Raw genomic sequence first — 16998 nt, forward strand, 5'->3', positions numbered from 1 at the left:
TAGGAACGGCACCGACCAGTGAACGCGAAGGCTCGACGGGCGTTGCATAGGGTGACACAGGAAACGCCGACCCAGGAACAGGACCAGCATGGACATCGCACGCACCCCCGCTACCCCCGACGGCAACCCCGAAATGGCCGACGCCGCGCGCCAGCCGAGCGAGCCCTCGCTGATCCGGCGCGAAGACTATCTGCCGTTTGCCTGGCTCGTTCCGCAGACGCTGCTCGACTTCGATCTCGGTCTGGAGAGCACGACGGTGACTGCAACGCTCAGCGTGGCGCGCAACCCTGCGGCGGCCCGATCCCCCGTCATTCGCCTCAACGGTGACGGGATCACCGCGGCGCGTGTGGAGGTGGACGGCGAAGAATCCAGCAGCTGGACAATGGATGGCGACGACCTGCTGCTCAGCCTGCCGGGCGATGCCCATCAGATCACGATTGTCACGCAAATCGATCCCTCGGCCAATTCGCAATTGATGGGCCTGTACGGATCGAACGGGATGCTGTGCACGCAGTGCGAGGCCGAAGGGTTCCGGCGGATCACCTTCTTTCCCGATCGGCCGGATGTGCTGTCGACCTATTCGGTCCGGATGCGTGGATCGCGGGCGCAGTTCCCGGTGCTGCTCTGCAACGGCAACCTGACGGGCGAAGGTGAAGGCGAAAATGGCACGCATTGGGCCGAATGGCACGATCCGTGGCCAAAGCCGTCGTATCTTTTCGCACTGGTTGCGGGCGATCTGGTGGCGCGCAGCGACAGCTTCGTCACGATGACCGGGCGCAACGTGGCGCTGAACGTCTATGTGCGTGACGGCGATCTCGACCGCACCGAACACGCCATGGAAAGTCTCAAACGGTCGATGAAATGGGACGAGGACGTGTTCGGGCGCGAATACGATCTCGACCTGTTCAACATCGTCGCGGTGTCCGATTTCAACATGGGCGCGATGGAGAACAAGGGCCTCAACGTCTTCAACACCAAATACGTCCTGGCCGATCCGGAAACCGCCACCGATGGCGATTATGACGGTATCGAAGGCGTGATCGGGCACGAATACTTCCACAACTGGTCGGGCAACCGGATTACCTGCCGCGACTGGTTCCAGCTGAGCCTGAAGGAAGGCTTCACCGTCCTTCGCGACCAGCTGTTCAGCCAGGACATGGGTTCCGCGCCGGTCAAGCGGATCGAGGATGTTCGCGTACTTCGCGGCGTCCAGTTCCCCGAGGATTCCGGCCCGCTCGCTCACCCGATCCGGCCCGATTCCTATCGCGAGATCAACAACTTCTACACCTCGACCGTCTACAACAAGGGCGCCGAGGTCATTCGCATGATGCGCACGATGGCGGGCGAGCAGCGCTTCCGGCAGGGCACCGATCTCTACTTCGAACGTCACGATGGCGAAGCCGCCACCTGCGAGGATTTCGTCAAGGCGATCGAAGACGGGGCCGGGCTGGACCTTGGCCAGTTCCGCCTGTGGTACAGCCAGGCCGGCACACCCAAGGTGTCGGTTGAATTGCGCCATGACGGTTCGACCGTGACCCTAGCCCTGCGCCAGCAGGTTCCGCCGACCCCGGGCCAGCCGGACAAGCTGCCGGTTCCCATTCCGCTGCGGATCGCCCTGTTCGATCGCAACGGCAGGACGCACCGCGGCGAGGAGTTGATCGTTCTGGACAGCGCCGAAGCCGAATTTTCGTTCGACGGGTTTGCCGACATGCCGATCCTTTCGATCAACCGCGGCTTTTCTGCGCCTGTCACCATCGAGCGCGATGTGTCGCGCGACGATCTGGTATTTCTCGCTGCCCGCGATGACGATCCCTTCGCCCGCTATGAAGCGATGCAGGAATTGATGACCGGCCATCTTGTCTCCGCTGTCGGCGGCGAACTTTCCGATGGCGACCGCGACGCCGCGCGCCATGATATCGCACGGGCCATGGCCGCGGTGATCGAGGACACCAAACTCGACGATCTGATGCGCGGCGAACTGCTGCTGATGCCCAGCCAGACCTACGTTGCCGAACAGATGCTGGTGGCCGACCCGGGGCGCATCCATGCCGAACGCGAAGCGCTGAAGGCGTCCATCGGCAGCGCTTTGGGCAGCGAGTTGGACGCGTTGTATGCCCGTGTCGAAAAAGTGCCCTATTCGCGCAGCAGCGCGGCGTGCGGCGCGCGTAAGCTGAAGACGCTCGTGCTGACGTATTTTGCCGCCAGCGATCCGGCGAAGGCCGCGCAACTGGCGACTTCCCAATACGATCGCGCCGACAACATGACCGATCGGCAGGGTGCCCTGATGGTGCTGGCCGGCCTCGACACCGTGGAGCGGACGGTGAAGCTGATGGATTTCTACGACCGCTATCGCGGCAACGCGCTGGTCATCGACAAGTGGTTCTCGCTCCAGGCGGCTTCGCTTCACGGCAACGCGCTCGAACACGTGAAGGCGTTGCGCGAACACCCCGACTTCACGATGAAGAACCCGAATCGCGTGCGTTCGCTTTACATGGCCTTCGCGGCCAACCCGCACGCGTTCCACGCCGCCGACGGCGAGGGGTATCGGCTGGTTGCGGACCTCATCCTCGACCTTGACCCAATCAACGCGCAAACGGCAGCCCGTTTCGTGCCCCCGCTGGGGCGCTGGCGCAGGATCGAGCCGGGCCGCGCAGCGATCATGCGCAGCGAACTGGAACGTGTTGCCGCCGCGCCCGAATTGTCCCGCGATACCTACGAGCAGGTTTCGCGATCGCTGGGGTAGGCGCGCTTGGCACAGATCATCCGCTCCTCGCTCCTTGCCGATTGCCGGCACGGGTTCTCCACTCACGAAGGGTTGGACGCCGCCGATGTGCTCGCTGGCGCGGCGCTGGTTCGTGTGCGGCAGGTCCATTCGCCCGATGTGGTCACCATCACCCGGCCCGATGACGGCGGGGTCGAAGGCGATGCGTTGGTCACCGACACGCCCGGGCTGGTCCTGGGCATCGTGACCGCCGATTGCGCGCCGGTCCTGCTGGTCGACGTATCGGCCCGCGTCATCGGTGCCGCCCATGCCGGATGGCGCGGCGCGCATGGCGGGGTAATAGAAAATACCGTTGCCGCGATGGAGTCGCTCGGCGCGCAACCGGGCCGGATCGTGGCTGCAATCGGCCCGACGATTGCCGGGCCGAGTTACGAAGTCGATGACAGCTTCCGCGTCCGGTTCGCCGCTGGCGATGAGCGGTTTTTCGCGACCGGAAAACCCGGGCATTTCCAGTTCGACCTCCCCGCCTATGTCGCCCATCGCCTCCGCCGCTCAGGCGTGGGCGCGATCGACGACCTCGCGCTCGACACCTATGGCGATCCGTCGCGGTTCCATTCGTTCCGCAGGTCGACGCATCGCGGCGAGGACACCGCCGGGCGGCAAATCAGCCTCATCGCGTTGGCCGGATGATTGCGCCGGAGCGCAGCGAACTTGCCAAAATGGCGGTTGGCAACCTGTCGCAGAGCCGCTAGAGGCCCGGACCAAACCGGGATTCCGGGGGCAATCGCACACGATCTATCGATACGGCGCGACGCCCTCTGGCAGACGGGTGGTACATCGCACATAGTGGCGTTTCCGGATTCCCGGTTTCGCTGCAATTACTAGGCAGGCAAGGCAAAGCGCTGATGGCAGACACGGCTGCAACCGCAACTCCCGAAACGGCTGGCGTGACCGAAGACGGTATCCGTCGCCGCGACTTCCTCGATATCGCCGCGGTCAGCGCGGCCGGTATCGGTGGTCTCGCGGTGGTGTTTCCGCTGATCAGCCAGATGGCTCCGTCGAAAGACGTTCTCGCCGCAAGCTCGACCGAGGTGGATGTTTCCTCGATCCAGCCCGGCCAGGCGATCAAGGCGGTTTTCCGCAAGCAGCCGCTGTTCGTGCGCCGTCTGACCCCTGCCGAAATGCAGGCGGCCAACGCCACGCCGACCAGCGAACTGCGCGATCCGCAATCGCTCGCCGAACGCACCAAGGAAGGGCATGAAGACATGCTCATCACCATGGGCGTGTGTACCCACCTCGGCTGTGTGCCGCTGGGCGCTGCCGAAGGCGAAGTGAAGGGCGAATTCGGCGGGTATTTCTGCCCTTGCCACGGTTCGCATTACGATACCGCCGGCCGCATCCGCAAAGGTCCGGCACCGACCAACCTCCTGGTACCGGAATACGAGTTTACCTCGGACACCGTGATCCAGGTCGGCTGAGCTTAAGAGACGAGAGACAAGACCATGAGCTTTCCCTGGGCACGCCAGTACGAACCCAAGACCGGGTTGACGAAGTTTCTCGACGAGAAGCTGCCGCTCCCGCGCCTCGTCTACAACGCGATCGGTGCCGGCTATCCTGTGCCGCGCAACCTCAGCTATTTCTGGAATTTCGGCGTTCTGGCCGGCTTCTTTCTGGTGGTGCAGATCATCACCGGCGTGGTTCTGGCGATGCATTACGCCGCGAACGCGCAGGTGGCCTTTGCCACCACTGAACACATCATGCGCGATGTAAACTGGGGCTGGCTGATGCGTTATGCGCACGCCAACGGCGCCAGCTTCTTCTTCATCGTCGTCTATCTGCACATCTTCCGCGGCTTCTATTACAGTTCGTACAAGGCCCCGCGTGAAATGATCTGGCTGCTGGGCGTGGTCATCTTCCTGCTCATGATGGCGACCGCTTTCATGGGTTACGTCCTTCCCTGGGGCCAGATGAGCTTCTGGGGTGCCAAGGTGATCACCGGCCTGTTCGGCGCGATCCCGCTGGTGGGCGAGCCGATCCAGATCTGGCTGCTTGGCGGATACGCGCCCGACAACGCCGCGCTGAACCGTTTCTTCAGCCTGCACTTCCTGCTTCCGTTCGTGATTGCGGGTGTGGTCATCCTGCACATCTGGGCGCTGCACATCCCGGGCTCGTCGAACCCCACGGGCGTCGAGATCAAGAGCGAGAGCGACACGCTTCCCTTCCACCCGTACTACACGGCGAAGGACGGCTTTGGCCTCGGCATTGCGCTCCTGCTGTTCTTCGGTCTGGTGTTCTTCCTGCCGAACGCGCTGGGCCATCCGGACAACTACATCGAAGCGAACCCGCTCTCGACCCCGGCCCACATCGTCCCTGAATGGTATTTCTGGCCGTTCTACGCGATCCTGCGCGCCTTCACCGTGGACTTCATCCTCCCTGCCAAGCTGTGGGGCGTGCTGGCCATGTTCGCGGCGATCCTGATGTGGTTCTTCCTGCCCTGGCTCGACAAGTCGCCGGTGCGTAGCGGCCACTATCGCCCGCTGTTCCGCAAGTTCTTCTGGTTCGGTCTCATTCCGGCGATGGCCATCCTGTTCTACTGCGGCGGTGCGCCGGCAGAAGAACCGTTCGTCATGCTGAGCCAGATCGCAACGGCTTACTACTTCCTCCACTTCCTGGTGATCCTGCCGATCGTCAGCCAGGTGGAGAAGCCCGAGCCGCTGCCCTATTCGATCACCGAAGCCGTCCTCGGCTCGGACAAGAAGGCCGTCCTCGGCGAAAACACCACGCCGGCCGTCTAAGCGATACGAGAAAGATACAAGGTCATGAGCAAACTCCTCAGCGTCCGCCTCGTCGCCATTCTGGTCGGCCTCGGATTCGCCTTTGTGGCGCTGTTCGCATTCGTCATCGGCGCGTATAACGCGGCGACCGAAGAATCGCAGGGCCACCTGCCGTACGAAAAGCCGCGCGACTTCGACTTCGCGTTCGAAGGCCCGTTCGGAAAGTGGGACGCCCAGCAGCTCCAGCGTGGCCTCAAGGTCTACAACGAAGTCTGTTCGGCCTGCCACAGCCTCAAGTTCGTGGCGTTCCGCGACCTTGAAGCGATCGGTTACGACGAAAGCCAAGTAAAGGCATTCGCGGCCAGCAAGCAGGTTCCGGGTATCGATCCCAACACCGGCGAAGCCACCACGCGTCCCGGCCTCCCGACCGACTATTTCCCTTCGCCTTATCCCAACGCGGTTGCAGCGGCTGCGGCGAACAACAACGCGATCCCGCCAGATCTCTCGCTCATGGCGAAGGCACGCGCCGACGGGACCAATTACGTCGCGTCGCTGTTGAGCGGATACGCCGAGCCGACGGCCGAACTGCTGGCTGAACATCCCGAAGCCGCACCGGCTCCGGGCCTTCATCACAACCCCTACTTCCCGAACCTGAACCTCGCCATGGCACCGCCCCTGACGACCACGGATCAGGTGACCTATGACGACGGAACCCAGGCGACTGTCGAACAGATGTCGCAGGACGTTGCCGCTTTCCTTGCCTGGACGGCAGAACCGACGATGGTGAAGCGCAAGCAGACCGGTTGGCCGGTCCTGATCTTCCTGCTGTTCGCCACGGTCCTGGCCTATCTGTCGAAGAAGCAGATCTGGGCAGCGGCCAAGCCGAAAAAGCGCGACTGATCGCAGCTACACCGCTCTTGCAAGGCGCCCCTCCATCCTGTCGGATGCGAGGGGCGCTTTCATTTCCGGGAGACACGAATTGACCCCCGCGCAGTTGAAGGCCCTCGTCCGCACCATTCCCGATTTCCCCAAGCGGGGAATCCAGTTTCGCGACATCACGACCCTCATCGGCCATGGCGAAGGCTTCGCCGCATCGGTCGAATGGCTTTCGCTGCGCATCGGCGACGCCCAGGCTGTGGCCGGAATGGAGGCGCGCGGGTTCATTTTCGGCGCGGCGGTCGCAGCCCGGTTGGGCCTGCCCTTCATCGCCATCCGCAAGCCGGGAAAGCTCCCCTGCGCCACGATCGGGGTGGATTACGAGCTGGAATATGGCCTCGATCGGCTCGAAATGGACCCGACCTCGGTTTCGCACGGCCAAAGCGTCGCCATAGTGGACGACTTGCTGGCCACGGGCGGCACGGCCTGCGCGGCGACGGCCCTGTTGCGCAAGGCAGGGGCAAAGGTATCCTGCGCGGCCTTCGTTATCGACCTGCCGGACCTTGGCGGCGCAAGGGCGCTGGGGCAGGAATCCGTCATGGTCGAGGCGCTGATGCAGTTCGAAGGCGACTAAGTACCTTCGTCCATTTGGATATATCCGCGTCCTCGGGCATTGAGGAATGAAGCGCGACACGCGTGTATAACGGGCCATGGCCCGGAAATCTGTGAGGGGCATGGAACAGACACTCGTCATTGCAATGGTCGGGATCCTCGGAATCGGGGCGCAGTGGCTCGCCTGGCGTACAGGTTGGCCGGCGATCGTCCTGATGCTTGCGGCCGGCTTCCTCGCGGGGCCGGTGCTCGGCCTGTTCGATCCCGAACACGCGTTTGGCACCATGCTCGAACCGATGATCGCCATCGGCGTTGCGCTGATCCTGTTTGAAGGCGGGCTGAGCCTCGATTTTCGCGAGCTTCGGCACGCGGGCGACGGCTTGTGGCGCCTTGTCTTCTTCGGCGTTCCACTGGGGTGGGTGTTCGGCGCCTTCGCGGCGCATTCGATTGGCGGCCTCGAATGGCCCGTAGCCATCCTGTTCGCCGGTATTCTCGTGGTGACCGGACCCACCGTTGTCATGCCTTTGCTGCGCCAGTCCTCGGTCAAGCCGCGACCGGCAGCCATCCTGAAGTGGGAAGCGATCGTCAACGATCCCATTGGCGCCCTGTGCGCCGTGATCGCCTACGAATATTTCCGCAAGGTTGCCGAAGCGCCGGGTTCCGGCCTGTTCGAAGTCGTGCCGCCGCTGATCTTCGCGGCGATCATCGCCGGCCTTATCGGCTATATCGCCGCCGCGGCAATCGCGTGGGCCTTCCCGCGCGGCGCGGTGCCCGAATACCTGAAGGTGCCGGTGCTGCTGACGGCCGTGATCGTCGTGTTCGTTCTTTCCAACACGATCGAACACGAAGCGGGCCTGGTGGCGGTGACCGTCATGGGTATCGCGCTCGCCAACATGAACGTCTCGTCGCTTCGCAGCATCCATCCGTTCAAACAGAACATTGCGGTCCTGCTGATTTCCGGGCTGTTCATCATCCTGTCCGCCAGCCTGGAGTTCGAGGAGCTTTCCTATCTCAACTGGAACTTCGCGCTGTTCCTGCTGGCTTTGCTGTTCCTCGTCCGGCCTGCGACCATCCTGCTCAGCCTTCTGGGGTCGAGCGTGCCCTGGAACGAACGGTTGTTCCTTGCGTGGATCGCGCCGCGCGGGATCGTGCTGGTCGCTATCTCGGGGTTCTTCGCCCTGCGACTGGCGGACATCGGCTATGACGGCAGGGCGCTGATCGGCCTGTCCTTTGCGGTCGTCGTGGCGACGATCGTTGCCCATGGCTTCACCATCAACCTTGTCGCGCGCCTTCTCAATCTGAAGGGAAGCAACCGGCCGGGAATGCTGGTGGTGGGCAGCACGACGTGGACCACCGCCCTGGCAAAACTGCTGCACGACATGAAGACGCCGGTCATGGTCGTGGATTCCAGCTGGCAGCGCCTCGCCCTGGCTCGGCAGAAGGGCCTGCCGTTCTATCACGGTGAGATCCTGAACGAGGCGACCGAGCACAATCTCGACCTGACGCCCTATTCCGTGCTTGTCGCGGCGACTGAAAACGAGGCGTATAACGCGCTCGTCTGCAACGAATTTGCTTATGAAATCGGCCGCGACAAGGTGTTCCAGCTGGGCGAGGCCGGGGATGACGACGATCGCCACACCCTGCCGATCGGCCTGCGTGGCCGCGCCCTGTTCGAATCCGGTTTCGGCGTCGAGGACGTCAGCGAACGCCAGGCGAGCGGTTGGGTGTTCCGCAAGACCAAGCTGTCGGAAGAATTCGATTTCGAAAAGGCACAGCAGCGCCTGCCCGAAGCGGCAAACATGCTCCTGTTGGTCCGGGAGGACGGCACGATCCGTTTCTTCACCCATGCCGCGCGCCCGGAACCGCGCGCAGGCGATACCATCATCAGCTTCTCCCCGCCGCAGGAGCGTAGCCCTGAAGAGGTCGCGGCAAGGCGGGCAGGCAAGCGTCAGAAATCGCAGGAGGCAGGACAGGGCGCATGATCATGCGAAAGAGGAAGTATCCGTTTGCAGGTGCAGTCCTGCTGGCAGGCGCGGCAGCGCTGTCGGGTTGCGGCGGCGCGGGCGATCCGCCTGCGCCCACACCTGACGAGGACGGCGAGGCCCGCTCGATCTTCAGGCCCGAATTCCAGACCGAACCGGGGGCCAGGGCCGAACAGTCCGCCAGCCTGACCGCGCGCATCGATTTTCCCGAAGGCAACGAATTGACGCAAGCCGCCCGTGCCGAACTGGCGACCGTTGCGGGCTCACCCCAGGTCCAGGCGGGTAACCAGATTATCCTGCGCGGCCATTCCGATGCGGGCGGAAGCGATGCCGTCAATATGCGGGCATCGATCGCACGGGCCGAAGCGGCGCGGGATTTCCTTGTCGAGCTGGGCGTTCCAGTCGATCGCATCACGATTATCGGCTTCGGTGAACAGAACCCGGTTGCCCCCAACGCGCTGCCGGACGGCACGCCGGACGAAAAGGGCAGGGCGGCAAACCGCCGGGTCGATATCGAGGTCGATGCCGCGCAAGCCCCGCCCAAGGCCGATCCGACGGACGCGACCCTTGCCGAAACTCTGGCAGAAACCATATCCGCAGAAGAAAGTTCGCCCAACTAGGCCATCAGGGCGTTCAACCGTGTTGACGAGCGCGCCACGGTGGTGGCATTGGCGCATCGGTTCAACGGACGCGCAGCTTCCGCGAGCGCGGGTATAGCATAGTGGTAATGCTCCAGCCTTCCAAGCTGGCTAGAGGGGTTCGATTCCCCTTACCCGCTCCAGCCCCATCCTTACGAAAATCCGGGCCCGCCAAAAGGCAAAGCCGGACACGCAACCATTCAGGAAGCGTATCCGGCCCTTTGCGACCGCGAAGGCAACGGCCGTTTCCGGCCATCGTCCCGACGGGTCCGCGCTCCCTACCGGTGCGCCGATTTTCGGGACAGTCCCCCACACAGGGGACGCCGGTCAGACGGGCATGTTGTCGATAAGCCGTGTTCCGCCGATCCTGGCCGCCACGAACAACCGCGCCGTGCCGTTGTCGCTGTCGAGCGGGGCCAGGCTGTCCCGGTCACGCAGCTCGGCATAATCCACGCTGTCGAACCCGGCTGCCAGGATTTTCCCGCGCAGCGCGGCAAGGGCTTCGGCTGCCGGCGTGGATGCGGCGATTGCCGCAATCGCGGCCTGCATCGCCTGTGGCAGTGCGGCTGCCTGGGATCGCTGGGTCGGGGAAAGATACGCGTTGCGGCTGCTCATCGCCAGCCCGTCGGCTTCGCGAACGATGCCCACGCCGTGGATGGCATCCACCGAAGGAAAGGTGAGATCGAGGTCGCGCGCCATGCGGCGAATAACGGCTAGCTGCTGCCAGTCCTTTTCGCCGAAGAACGCCATGTCGGGGCGCACCTGGTTGAACAGCTTGCACACTACCGTGGCGACCCCGTCGAAATGGCCGGGCCGGTCTGCGCCGCACAGGCCATCGCTCACCCCGGCTACCGAAATGTTCGTGGCATAGCCGGCAGGGTAGACTTCCGCCGGAGCGGGCGCCCACAGCAGCGACACGCCCTCTGCCTGCAGCAATTCGCTGTCGCGTGCCAGCTGGCGCGGATAGGCATCGAGGTCTTCGCCCTGCCCGAACTGGCGCGGGTTCACGAAGATCGAGGCAACGACATGATCGGCCCTTGCGCGCGCCTCGCGCATCAGCGTCAGATGGCCCTTATGCAACGCGCCCATGGTCGGAACCAGCGCGAGCGTACCGGTCGCGCGCAGGAGATCGGTCTGCTCGCGCAATTCGACCAGCGTGGTGACTGTCTTCAACTTCATGCTCCGGCGCTGCCGCGTGCCCCCTCGAATGGGCCGCAAATTTTCCATAGTCCCATGCATCTGTGCTGGCCAGCGGCGGCAATCACCCACACGAATCCCGGCCTCGGTCAGACGAAAAACCCGGCGCTTTGAGACGCCGTGCGTTGCCCACAAGCGAGCGCTTGGATAGGAGGGCGCATCCAACACCGATTTCGAGATTACACACCTGATGGCCACTCCTGCGCACCGTATTGTCTTCGCCAACGAAAAAGGCGGTACGGGTAAATCGACGACCGCGGTGCACGTTGCCGCCGCGCTGGCGTTTCGCGGCGCGCGCGTCGTTGCCTTCGATCTCGACCATCGCCAGCGCACCATGTGCCGCTATTTCGAAAACCGGGCGGAAACGATGCAGCGCCGCGGGATCGACCTGCCCACCGTCGAATGCCACGTGGCCGAAGACATGGACGAAGCCGCGTTCGAAGACTTCGTGGCGGAACGCGCCGACGGCGCCGACTTCGTCCTGATCGACACGCCCGGCCGCGATGACCCGCTGGCCCGCCACGCCGCAACGACGGCCGATACGCTGGTTACGCCGATGAACGACAGCTTCGTCGATTTCGACCTTATCGGTCAGGTCGAGGGCGAAAGCTTCAAGGTGAAGAAACTGTCGTTCTATGCGGAACTGATCTGGGAGGCGCGGATCAAGCGCGGCCGTTCCCAGATCGAACAGAACCGCACCCAGATGGACTGGGTGGTCGTGCGAAACCGCACCGGCCACACCGAGGCGCGGAATATGGCCCGCATCGAACAGGCGCTGGCCGAAATGTCGAAGCGTGTCGGTTTCCGCGTGGCCAAGGGGCTGTCCGAACGGGTGATCTACCGCGAACTGTTTCCGTCAGGCCTTACCTTGCTGGACAAGGGGCACCTGGGCGACCTGGGCACCAGCCATCTTGTCGCGCGCCAGGAGCTGCGCGGGCTGATCGCCAGCCTGCGGCTTCCCGGCGGCCCCGCGGCGCCGTTTGAAGTGGAGGCGGCCGAATGATCCGTTTGATCGCCATTGCGCTGCTCGTCTCGGTCGCGTGCCGCTGGATCTTCGGCAAATGGCCGTGGGAATATCTTGGCGCGCCCGACACCCGGTCGCAGGCGCTGATAAAGGCGCGCAAGCTGCTCGGCGTGGGGGCGGCGGCCAGCCCACGCGAGATCCGCGACGCGCACCGCCGCATGACCGCCATGATTCATCCCGATAAGGGCGGCACGAACACCGCGATGCAGGAACTGAACGCCGCGCGGGACCTTCTGCTCGACACCATGCCCCACGAAAAACCGGAGCGACCCGAATGAGCCACCAATTCGACCCGACCGTCCTGCGCGAATACGACATTCGCGGCATTATCGGCGAAACGCTGGGGGCGGACGATGCCCGCGCCATTGGGCGTGGTTTCGGATCGATGCTGGGTGAAGCGGGCGGATCGCGCGTCGCGGTGGGTTACGACGGGCGCGTATCTTCCCCGATGCTCGAGCACGCGCTGATCGAAGGTCTCACCGCTTCGGGAATGGATGTCGTTCGCGTCGGCATGGGGCCGACCCCGATGCTGTATTACGCCGAAGCGTCAGCCGATGACGTGGATGGCGGCATCCAGATAACCGGCAGCCACAACCCCGCCAACTACAACGGCTTCAAAATGGTGTTTCAGGGACGTCCGTTCTTTGGGGCGGACATTCTGGAACTGGGGCGCAGAGGCGCTGCGGGCGAGTGGGCGGATGGCACCGGATCGGTCGAAACCCGCGATGTCATGGACGATTACATCGCCAAGATCGTGACGGCGCTGGACGGCATCGATGCCGGAACGCTCGCTTCGATGCGGGTTGGCTGGGACGCGGGCAACGGCGCCGCCGGACCCGCGCTCGAAAAGCTGGTGGCGCACCTGCCGGGCGAACATCATCTGCTTTATACCGAAGTTGACGGCAATTTTCCCAATCATCATCCCGACCCCACTGTGGAAGCCAATCTCGAGGACCTGCGCACGCTTGTCGCCGACAAGTCGCTCGATTTCGGTGTGGCTTTCGATGGTGACGGGGACCGCATCGGCGCGGTCGACGGCGAAGGCCGGGTGATCTGGGGCGACCAGTTGCTGATGATCTATGCCGAAGACCTTCTGAGGAACCGGGCTGACCGCTTTGCCGGCGCCACGATCATCGCCGATGTGAAGGCCAGTCGCGCCTTGTTCGACCAGGTGGCGGCGTTCGGCGGCAAGCCGCTGATGTGGAAGACGGGCCACTCGCTGATAAAGTCCAAAATGAAGGAAACTTCCTCGCCGCTGGCAGGCGAGATGAGCGGGCATGTTTTCTTCGCAGACGATTACTACGGGTTCGACGACGCGCTTTACGCTGGCGTCCGGTTGATCGCGGCGTCGGCCCGGCTGGGCAAATCGGTCACGCAGTTGCGCGGTTCGATGCCGGCGATGATCAACACGCCTGAAATGCGCTTTCAGGTCGACGAAAGCCGCAAGTTCGCGGCGATCGAGGAGATTGCGGCACGCATCGCCGCGAGCGACGCCGTAGCCGACACGACCGATGGTGTGCGCGTCACCAACGATGACGGATGGTGGCTGCTGCGCGCTTCGAACACGCAGGATGTGCTGGTTGCCCGTGCGGAAAGCGAAAGCGAGGAAGGGCTTGCCCGCCTCGTGGCCCAGATCGACGAACAGCTGTCGCTAAGCGGTCTGGAACGGGGCGAAAGCGTGGGCCACTAGGGCAGCGCGCTTACGAGCGGTTGTCGTCTATCATCCTGCCCGCCAGTTCCTTCACCAGCTTGGCCGCGACCCTTGCGGTCATCCCGTTGATGTCCCGCACCGGGTTGTATTCGACGATATCGCCGCCGATCACCTTGCCGCCAATTTGGTGAATGCAGTCGATGATCCGGCGTACGCTCATCCCGCCCGGTTCGTGATGCGAGACGCCCGGCGCATAGGCCGGGTCCAGCGCATCCAGATCGACCGAAACATAGACCGGTCCGGAAAATGCGATCTGCCCGATCCCCGACAGGTCGCGCATCTCGTGCTGCTCCACGCCGTAGCGGGCGGCCTGTTCGCGCTGGTGGTCGTTCAGGGTGCGGATACCGATCTGGACCAGTCGGTCTATCCTGCCGCTCTCCATCAGGCGGGCGAAGGGGCTCGCGTGGCTGAAAGGATTGCCTTCGAAATTGTCGTACAGGTCAGGGTGTGCGTCAAAATGCAGGATGGATAGCCTGCCCAGATGCTCTGTATGCGCCATGGCCGCGGGATAGGTGACCGAATGGTCTCCGCCGATGCCGATGACCTGCCCGCCGCCAGTCAAATGTTCGCCAACAGCCTTGTGTATGGCATCGTAGGCCACCTGGCCTTCCATATGCGCGAGCGGAACGTCCCCCACACTGCGAAACAGTTCAGGATCGGCGAGATCGTGGCCGCTTTCGCAGAACATGTTCGCCGAATCGGATACCAGCGCAACCCGCACCTCTTCCGGTGCCTTCGCCGCGCCCGCAAGGAAGCTTGAATTGCAGTCGTGCGGGATGCCGAGCAGGGTAATCGCCATGCCGTCCAGTCGCATGGCCCGTGCAGGGGCGCAAGGGGCGGGGATTGTGCGGGCGCTGAGGAACGTAAGGCTCGCCTCATTCGCTGGACATGGCATAGCATGACCATGATCCCGCCCGCCTCCATCCCTCCCGAGATTACCGATTGGTTTGCCAGTCGCGGGTGGCGCGTGCGGCGGCACCAGTCGGATATGCTGGCGGCCAGCGATGCCGGCCAGCACGCCCTGCTGGTTGCCGATACCGGTGCGGGCAAGACGCTGGCGGGGTTTCTGCCCACGTTGGCGGATTTCACGCCGTCGCGTTTGAACGGTGCGGAGGCACCGGACGGTCTGCACACGCTCTACGTTTCGCCGCTCAAGGCCCTGGCGCATGACGTGCAGCGCAACCTTGTCACGCCGGTGGAGGAGATGGGCCTGCCGATCCGGGTGGAAACCCGCAGCGGCGACACCCCGTCCGACCGCAAGAAGCGCCAGCGTATCCGTCCGCCGCACGTCCTGCTCACCACGCCGGAAAGCCTGTCGCTCCTGCTGTCCTATCCCGACAGTTTCGAGATGTTCGCCAATCTGAAGCGCATCGTGATCGACGAAATCCATGCCTTTGCCACGGGCAAGCGGGGCGACTTGCTGGCGCTGGCGCTTTCCCGTCTGCAGGCGATTGCGCCCGACATGCAACGGGTTGCCCTGTCCGCCACGGTCGCCAGCCCGGCCAGTTTCCGGGAATGGTTGGCCCCGTGGGGCGATATCGACGCGGTCGAACTGGTCGAAGGCGAGGCGGGCGCGCCTGCCGAAGTGGAAATCCTGCTTCCCGTCGAAGAACGCGTTCCGTGGGGCGGGCACGCTGCGACCTGGGCCATCCCGCAGCTCTACGAACAGATCCGCCACAACCGGACATCGTTGATCTTCACCAACACACGGTTCCTTGCCGAATACATCTTCCAGAACCTGTGGGATGTGAACGAGGACAAGCTACCGATCGGCATCCACCACGGCTCGCTGTCGAAAGAGGCACGGCGCAAGGTGGAAGGAGCGATGGCGCGCGGCGAACTGCGTGCGCTGGTGGCGACGGCCAGCCTCGATCTCGGCGTCGATTGGGGCGACATCGACCTGGTGGTGCAGATGGGCGCGCCAAAGGGATCGAGCCGCCTGTTGCAGCGCATCGGCCGCGCCAATCACAGGCTCGACCAGCCCAGCCGTGCCTTGCTGGTTCCGGGAAACCGGTTCGAGTTTCTCGAAGCCACCGCGGCCAAGGATGCAGTGGACGCAGGACAGCGCGACGGCGAGGACTTCCGGCCCGGCGGCCTCGATGTTCTGGCTCAACATGTCATGGCCTGCGCGTGCGCCGCCCCGTTCGAGGAAACGGCGTTGCTGGCCGAAGTGCGCGCCAGCCTGGCCTATGCCTGGGTGGACGAGGATGTGTGGCAGCGCGTCCTCGCCTTCGTGGCTACGGGGGGATACGCGCTCCAGGCGTATGACAAGTTCAGGCGGATCGTGCGCGACAGGGCTGGTGTGTGGCGCCTGACCCACCCGGAACAGGCGGCGCGGCACCGCCTGAACGCGGGCATCATCATCGATTCCGAAATGCTCGATGTGCGTATCAACGCGGGCCGCGGGCGGGGTGGGCGCAATTTGGGCAAGGTGGAGGAACGCTTTGCCGCATCGCTCAGTCCGGGCGACACCTTTGCCTTTGCCGGCATGAGCCTGGAAGTGATCAAGCTTCAGGACATGGAAGTGGTGGTGAAGGCCGCCAAGGCCAGCGCCATGATCCCCAGCTATGGCGGCGCGCGGATGCCCTTGACCACGCATCTGGCCGAACGGGTGCGTGAAATGCTGGTCGACCGGGCGGGGTGGGCCCGTTTCCCCGACGATGTGCGCGAATGGCTGGAGGTGCAGGACTGGCGCAGCCGGATGCCGGGGCCCGGGCAATTGCTGGTCGAAAGCTTCCCCCACGCCAAGCGGTTCTACAGCGTCTATTACACCTTCGAAGGCTGGAATGCGAACCAGAGCCTGGGGATGCTGATAACCCGGCGGATGGAAGATCGCGGCCTCATGCCGGGCGGGTTCGTGGCCAATGATTACAGCCTCGCGGTTTGGGGGCTGAAACCGGTCGTCGATCCGGCGCCCCTGCTTTCACCCGATATCCTGCAGGATGAATTCATCGAATGGGTGCAGAATTCACATCTGTTGCGTCGTGCCTTTCGCGAAGTAGCGGTGATCGGGGGACTGGTGGAACGCCAACACCCCGGCAAGCGCAAGACGGGTAAACAGGTCACGTTCTCGACCGACTTGATTTACGAGGTGCTGCGCAAATACGAACCAGATCATGTGTTGCTGGAGGCGGCGTGGGCGGACGCGCGCACGCGCATGACCGATGTGGGGCGATTGGGCGATCTGCTCGACCGGTCGGCGGACCAGCTGTTCCATGTCGAACTGGACCGGGTCAGCCCGCTCGCCGTGCCGGTCATGGTGATGATCGGCCGCGAGGCGACACCGCAGGGTTCGGTCGACGACGAACTGCTGCTCGAGGCGGAGAGCCTTTCCGGCGCGGCAATGCGGCTGGATCAGTCCGCCGAATCCGATGACTGATGCGCTTCTGGTTCCGATTGTTTCCAGTCAATGCGCCAGGGCATCGCTTCGAACGGTTGGCACACCACCCCAGCAGGATCTGG

Annotated in this window: 14 protein-coding genes and 1 tRNA gene; 13 read left to right on the top strand and 2 right to left on the bottom strand. The window is 63.8% G+C overall.

The window, feature by feature from the left end; translation table 11 throughout:
• The first annotated feature begins 88 nt into the window (after window positions 1–88).
• The 9 genes from pepN to VR863_RS13800 all read left to right on the top strand — a co-directional run bounded on the left by pepN (window position 89) and on the right by VR863_RS13800 (window position 9747).
• Window positions 89–2743 (top strand): aminopeptidase N, encoded by a 2655-nt coding sequence (gene pepN, locus VR863_RS13760; protein WP_324829038.1) that lies wholly within the window; start codon window positions 89–91, stop codon window positions 2741–2743.
• 6 nt (window positions 2744–2749) lie between these two features.
• Window positions 2750–3412, top strand: coding sequence for a peptidoglycan editing factor PgeF (gene pgeF / locus VR863_RS13765; protein WP_324829039.1), 663 nt, complete (start codon window positions 2750–2752; stop codon window positions 3410–3412).
• 215 nt (window positions 3413–3627) lie between these two features.
• The gene (petA, locus tag VR863_RS13770) at window positions 3628–4200 is read left to right on the top strand and encodes a ubiquinol-cytochrome c reductase iron-sulfur subunit (protein WP_324829040.1); all 573 of its coding nucleotides are present in this window, start codon (window positions 3628–3630) and stop codon (window positions 4198–4200) included.
• Window positions 4201–4224: 24 nt separating this feature from the next.
• Window positions 4225–5517, top strand: coding sequence for a cytochrome b (locus VR863_RS13775; RefSeq protein WP_324829041.1), 1293 nt, complete (start codon window positions 4225–4227; stop codon window positions 5515–5517).
• A gap of 24 nt (window positions 5518–5541) precedes the next feature.
• Window positions 5542–6396 (top strand): cytochrome c1, encoded by an 855-nt coding sequence (locus tag VR863_RS13780; protein ID WP_324829042.1) that lies wholly within the window; start codon window positions 5542–5544, stop codon window positions 6394–6396.
• A gap of 79 nt (window positions 6397–6475) precedes the next feature.
• Complete coding sequence (locus VR863_RS13785; protein ID WP_324829043.1) at window positions 6476–7006, top strand: adenine phosphoribosyltransferase; 531 nt, start codon at window positions 6476–6478, stop codon at window positions 7004–7006.
• Between the two features lie 76 nt (window positions 7007–7082).
• Entirely contained in the window at window positions 7083–8966 is a 1884-nt protein-coding gene (locus VR863_RS13790) for a cation:proton antiporter (RefSeq protein WP_434784996.1), read from the top strand.
• Window positions 8967–8968: 2 nt separating this feature from the next.
• Window positions 8969–9586, top strand: coding sequence for an OmpA family protein (locus VR863_RS13795; protein WP_324829044.1), 618 nt, complete (start codon window positions 8969–8971; stop codon window positions 9584–9586).
• A gap of 87 nt (window positions 9587–9673) precedes the next feature.
• Window positions 9674–9747 (top strand) — tRNA-Gly (locus VR863_RS13800).
• A 184-nt stretch (window positions 9748–9931) separates the two neighbouring features.
• Here the strand turns inward: VR863_RS13800 and panC are convergent.
• Entirely contained in the window at window positions 9932–10777 is an 846-nt protein-coding gene (panC, locus tag VR863_RS13805; protein ID WP_324829287.1) for a pantoate--beta-alanine ligase, read from the bottom strand.
• Between the two features lie 214 nt (window positions 10778–10991).
• On the opposite strand from panC, the gene VR863_RS13810 reads away from it, so the two are divergent.
• Genes VR863_RS13810 through pgmG form a run of 3 tightly spaced genes read left to right on the top strand, consistent with a single transcriptional unit; the run spans window position 10992 to window position 13515 of the window.
• On the top strand, window positions 10992–11804 hold the full coding sequence (locus VR863_RS13810) for a division plane positioning ATPase MipZ (protein WP_324829045.1): 813 nt from the start codon (window positions 10992–10994) through the stop codon (window positions 11802–11804).
• Window positions 11801–12103 carry a J domain-containing protein gene (locus VR863_RS13815; RefSeq protein WP_324829046.1) on the top strand — a complete coding sequence of 101 codons (303 nt, stop codon included), beginning with the start codon at window positions 11801–11803 and terminating at the stop codon, window positions 12101–12103. Before VR863_RS13810 ends, VR863_RS13815 begins: the two co-directional genes overlap by 4 nt.
• Window positions 12100–13515, top strand: coding sequence for a phosphoglucomutase/phosphomannomutase PgmG (gene pgmG / locus VR863_RS13820; protein WP_324829047.1), 1416 nt, complete (start codon window positions 12100–12102; stop codon window positions 13513–13515). The genes VR863_RS13815 and pgmG overlap by 4 nt, the downstream gene beginning before the upstream one ends.
• Window positions 13516–13525: 10 nt before the next feature.
• On the opposite strand, the gene speB is transcribed toward pgmG, so the two are convergent.
• Entirely contained in the window at window positions 13526–14350 is an 825-nt protein-coding gene (speB, locus tag VR863_RS13825) for an agmatinase (protein WP_324829048.1), read from the bottom strand.
• 84 nt (window positions 14351–14434) lie between these two features.
• Here speB and VR863_RS13830 point away from each other — a divergent pair, with 84 nt between their 5' ends.
• On the top strand, window positions 14435–16915 hold the full coding sequence (locus VR863_RS13830) for a ligase-associated DNA damage response DEXH box helicase (protein WP_434784997.1): 2481 nt from the start codon (window positions 14435–14437) through the stop codon (window positions 16913–16915).
• Window positions 16916–16998 lie beyond the last annotated feature (83 nt).

Origin of the sequence: Qipengyuania zhejiangensis, assembly GCF_035607565.1 — a bacterium.
GTDB lineage: Bacteria > Pseudomonadota > Alphaproteobacteria > Sphingomonadales > Sphingomonadaceae > Qipengyuania > Qipengyuania zhejiangensis.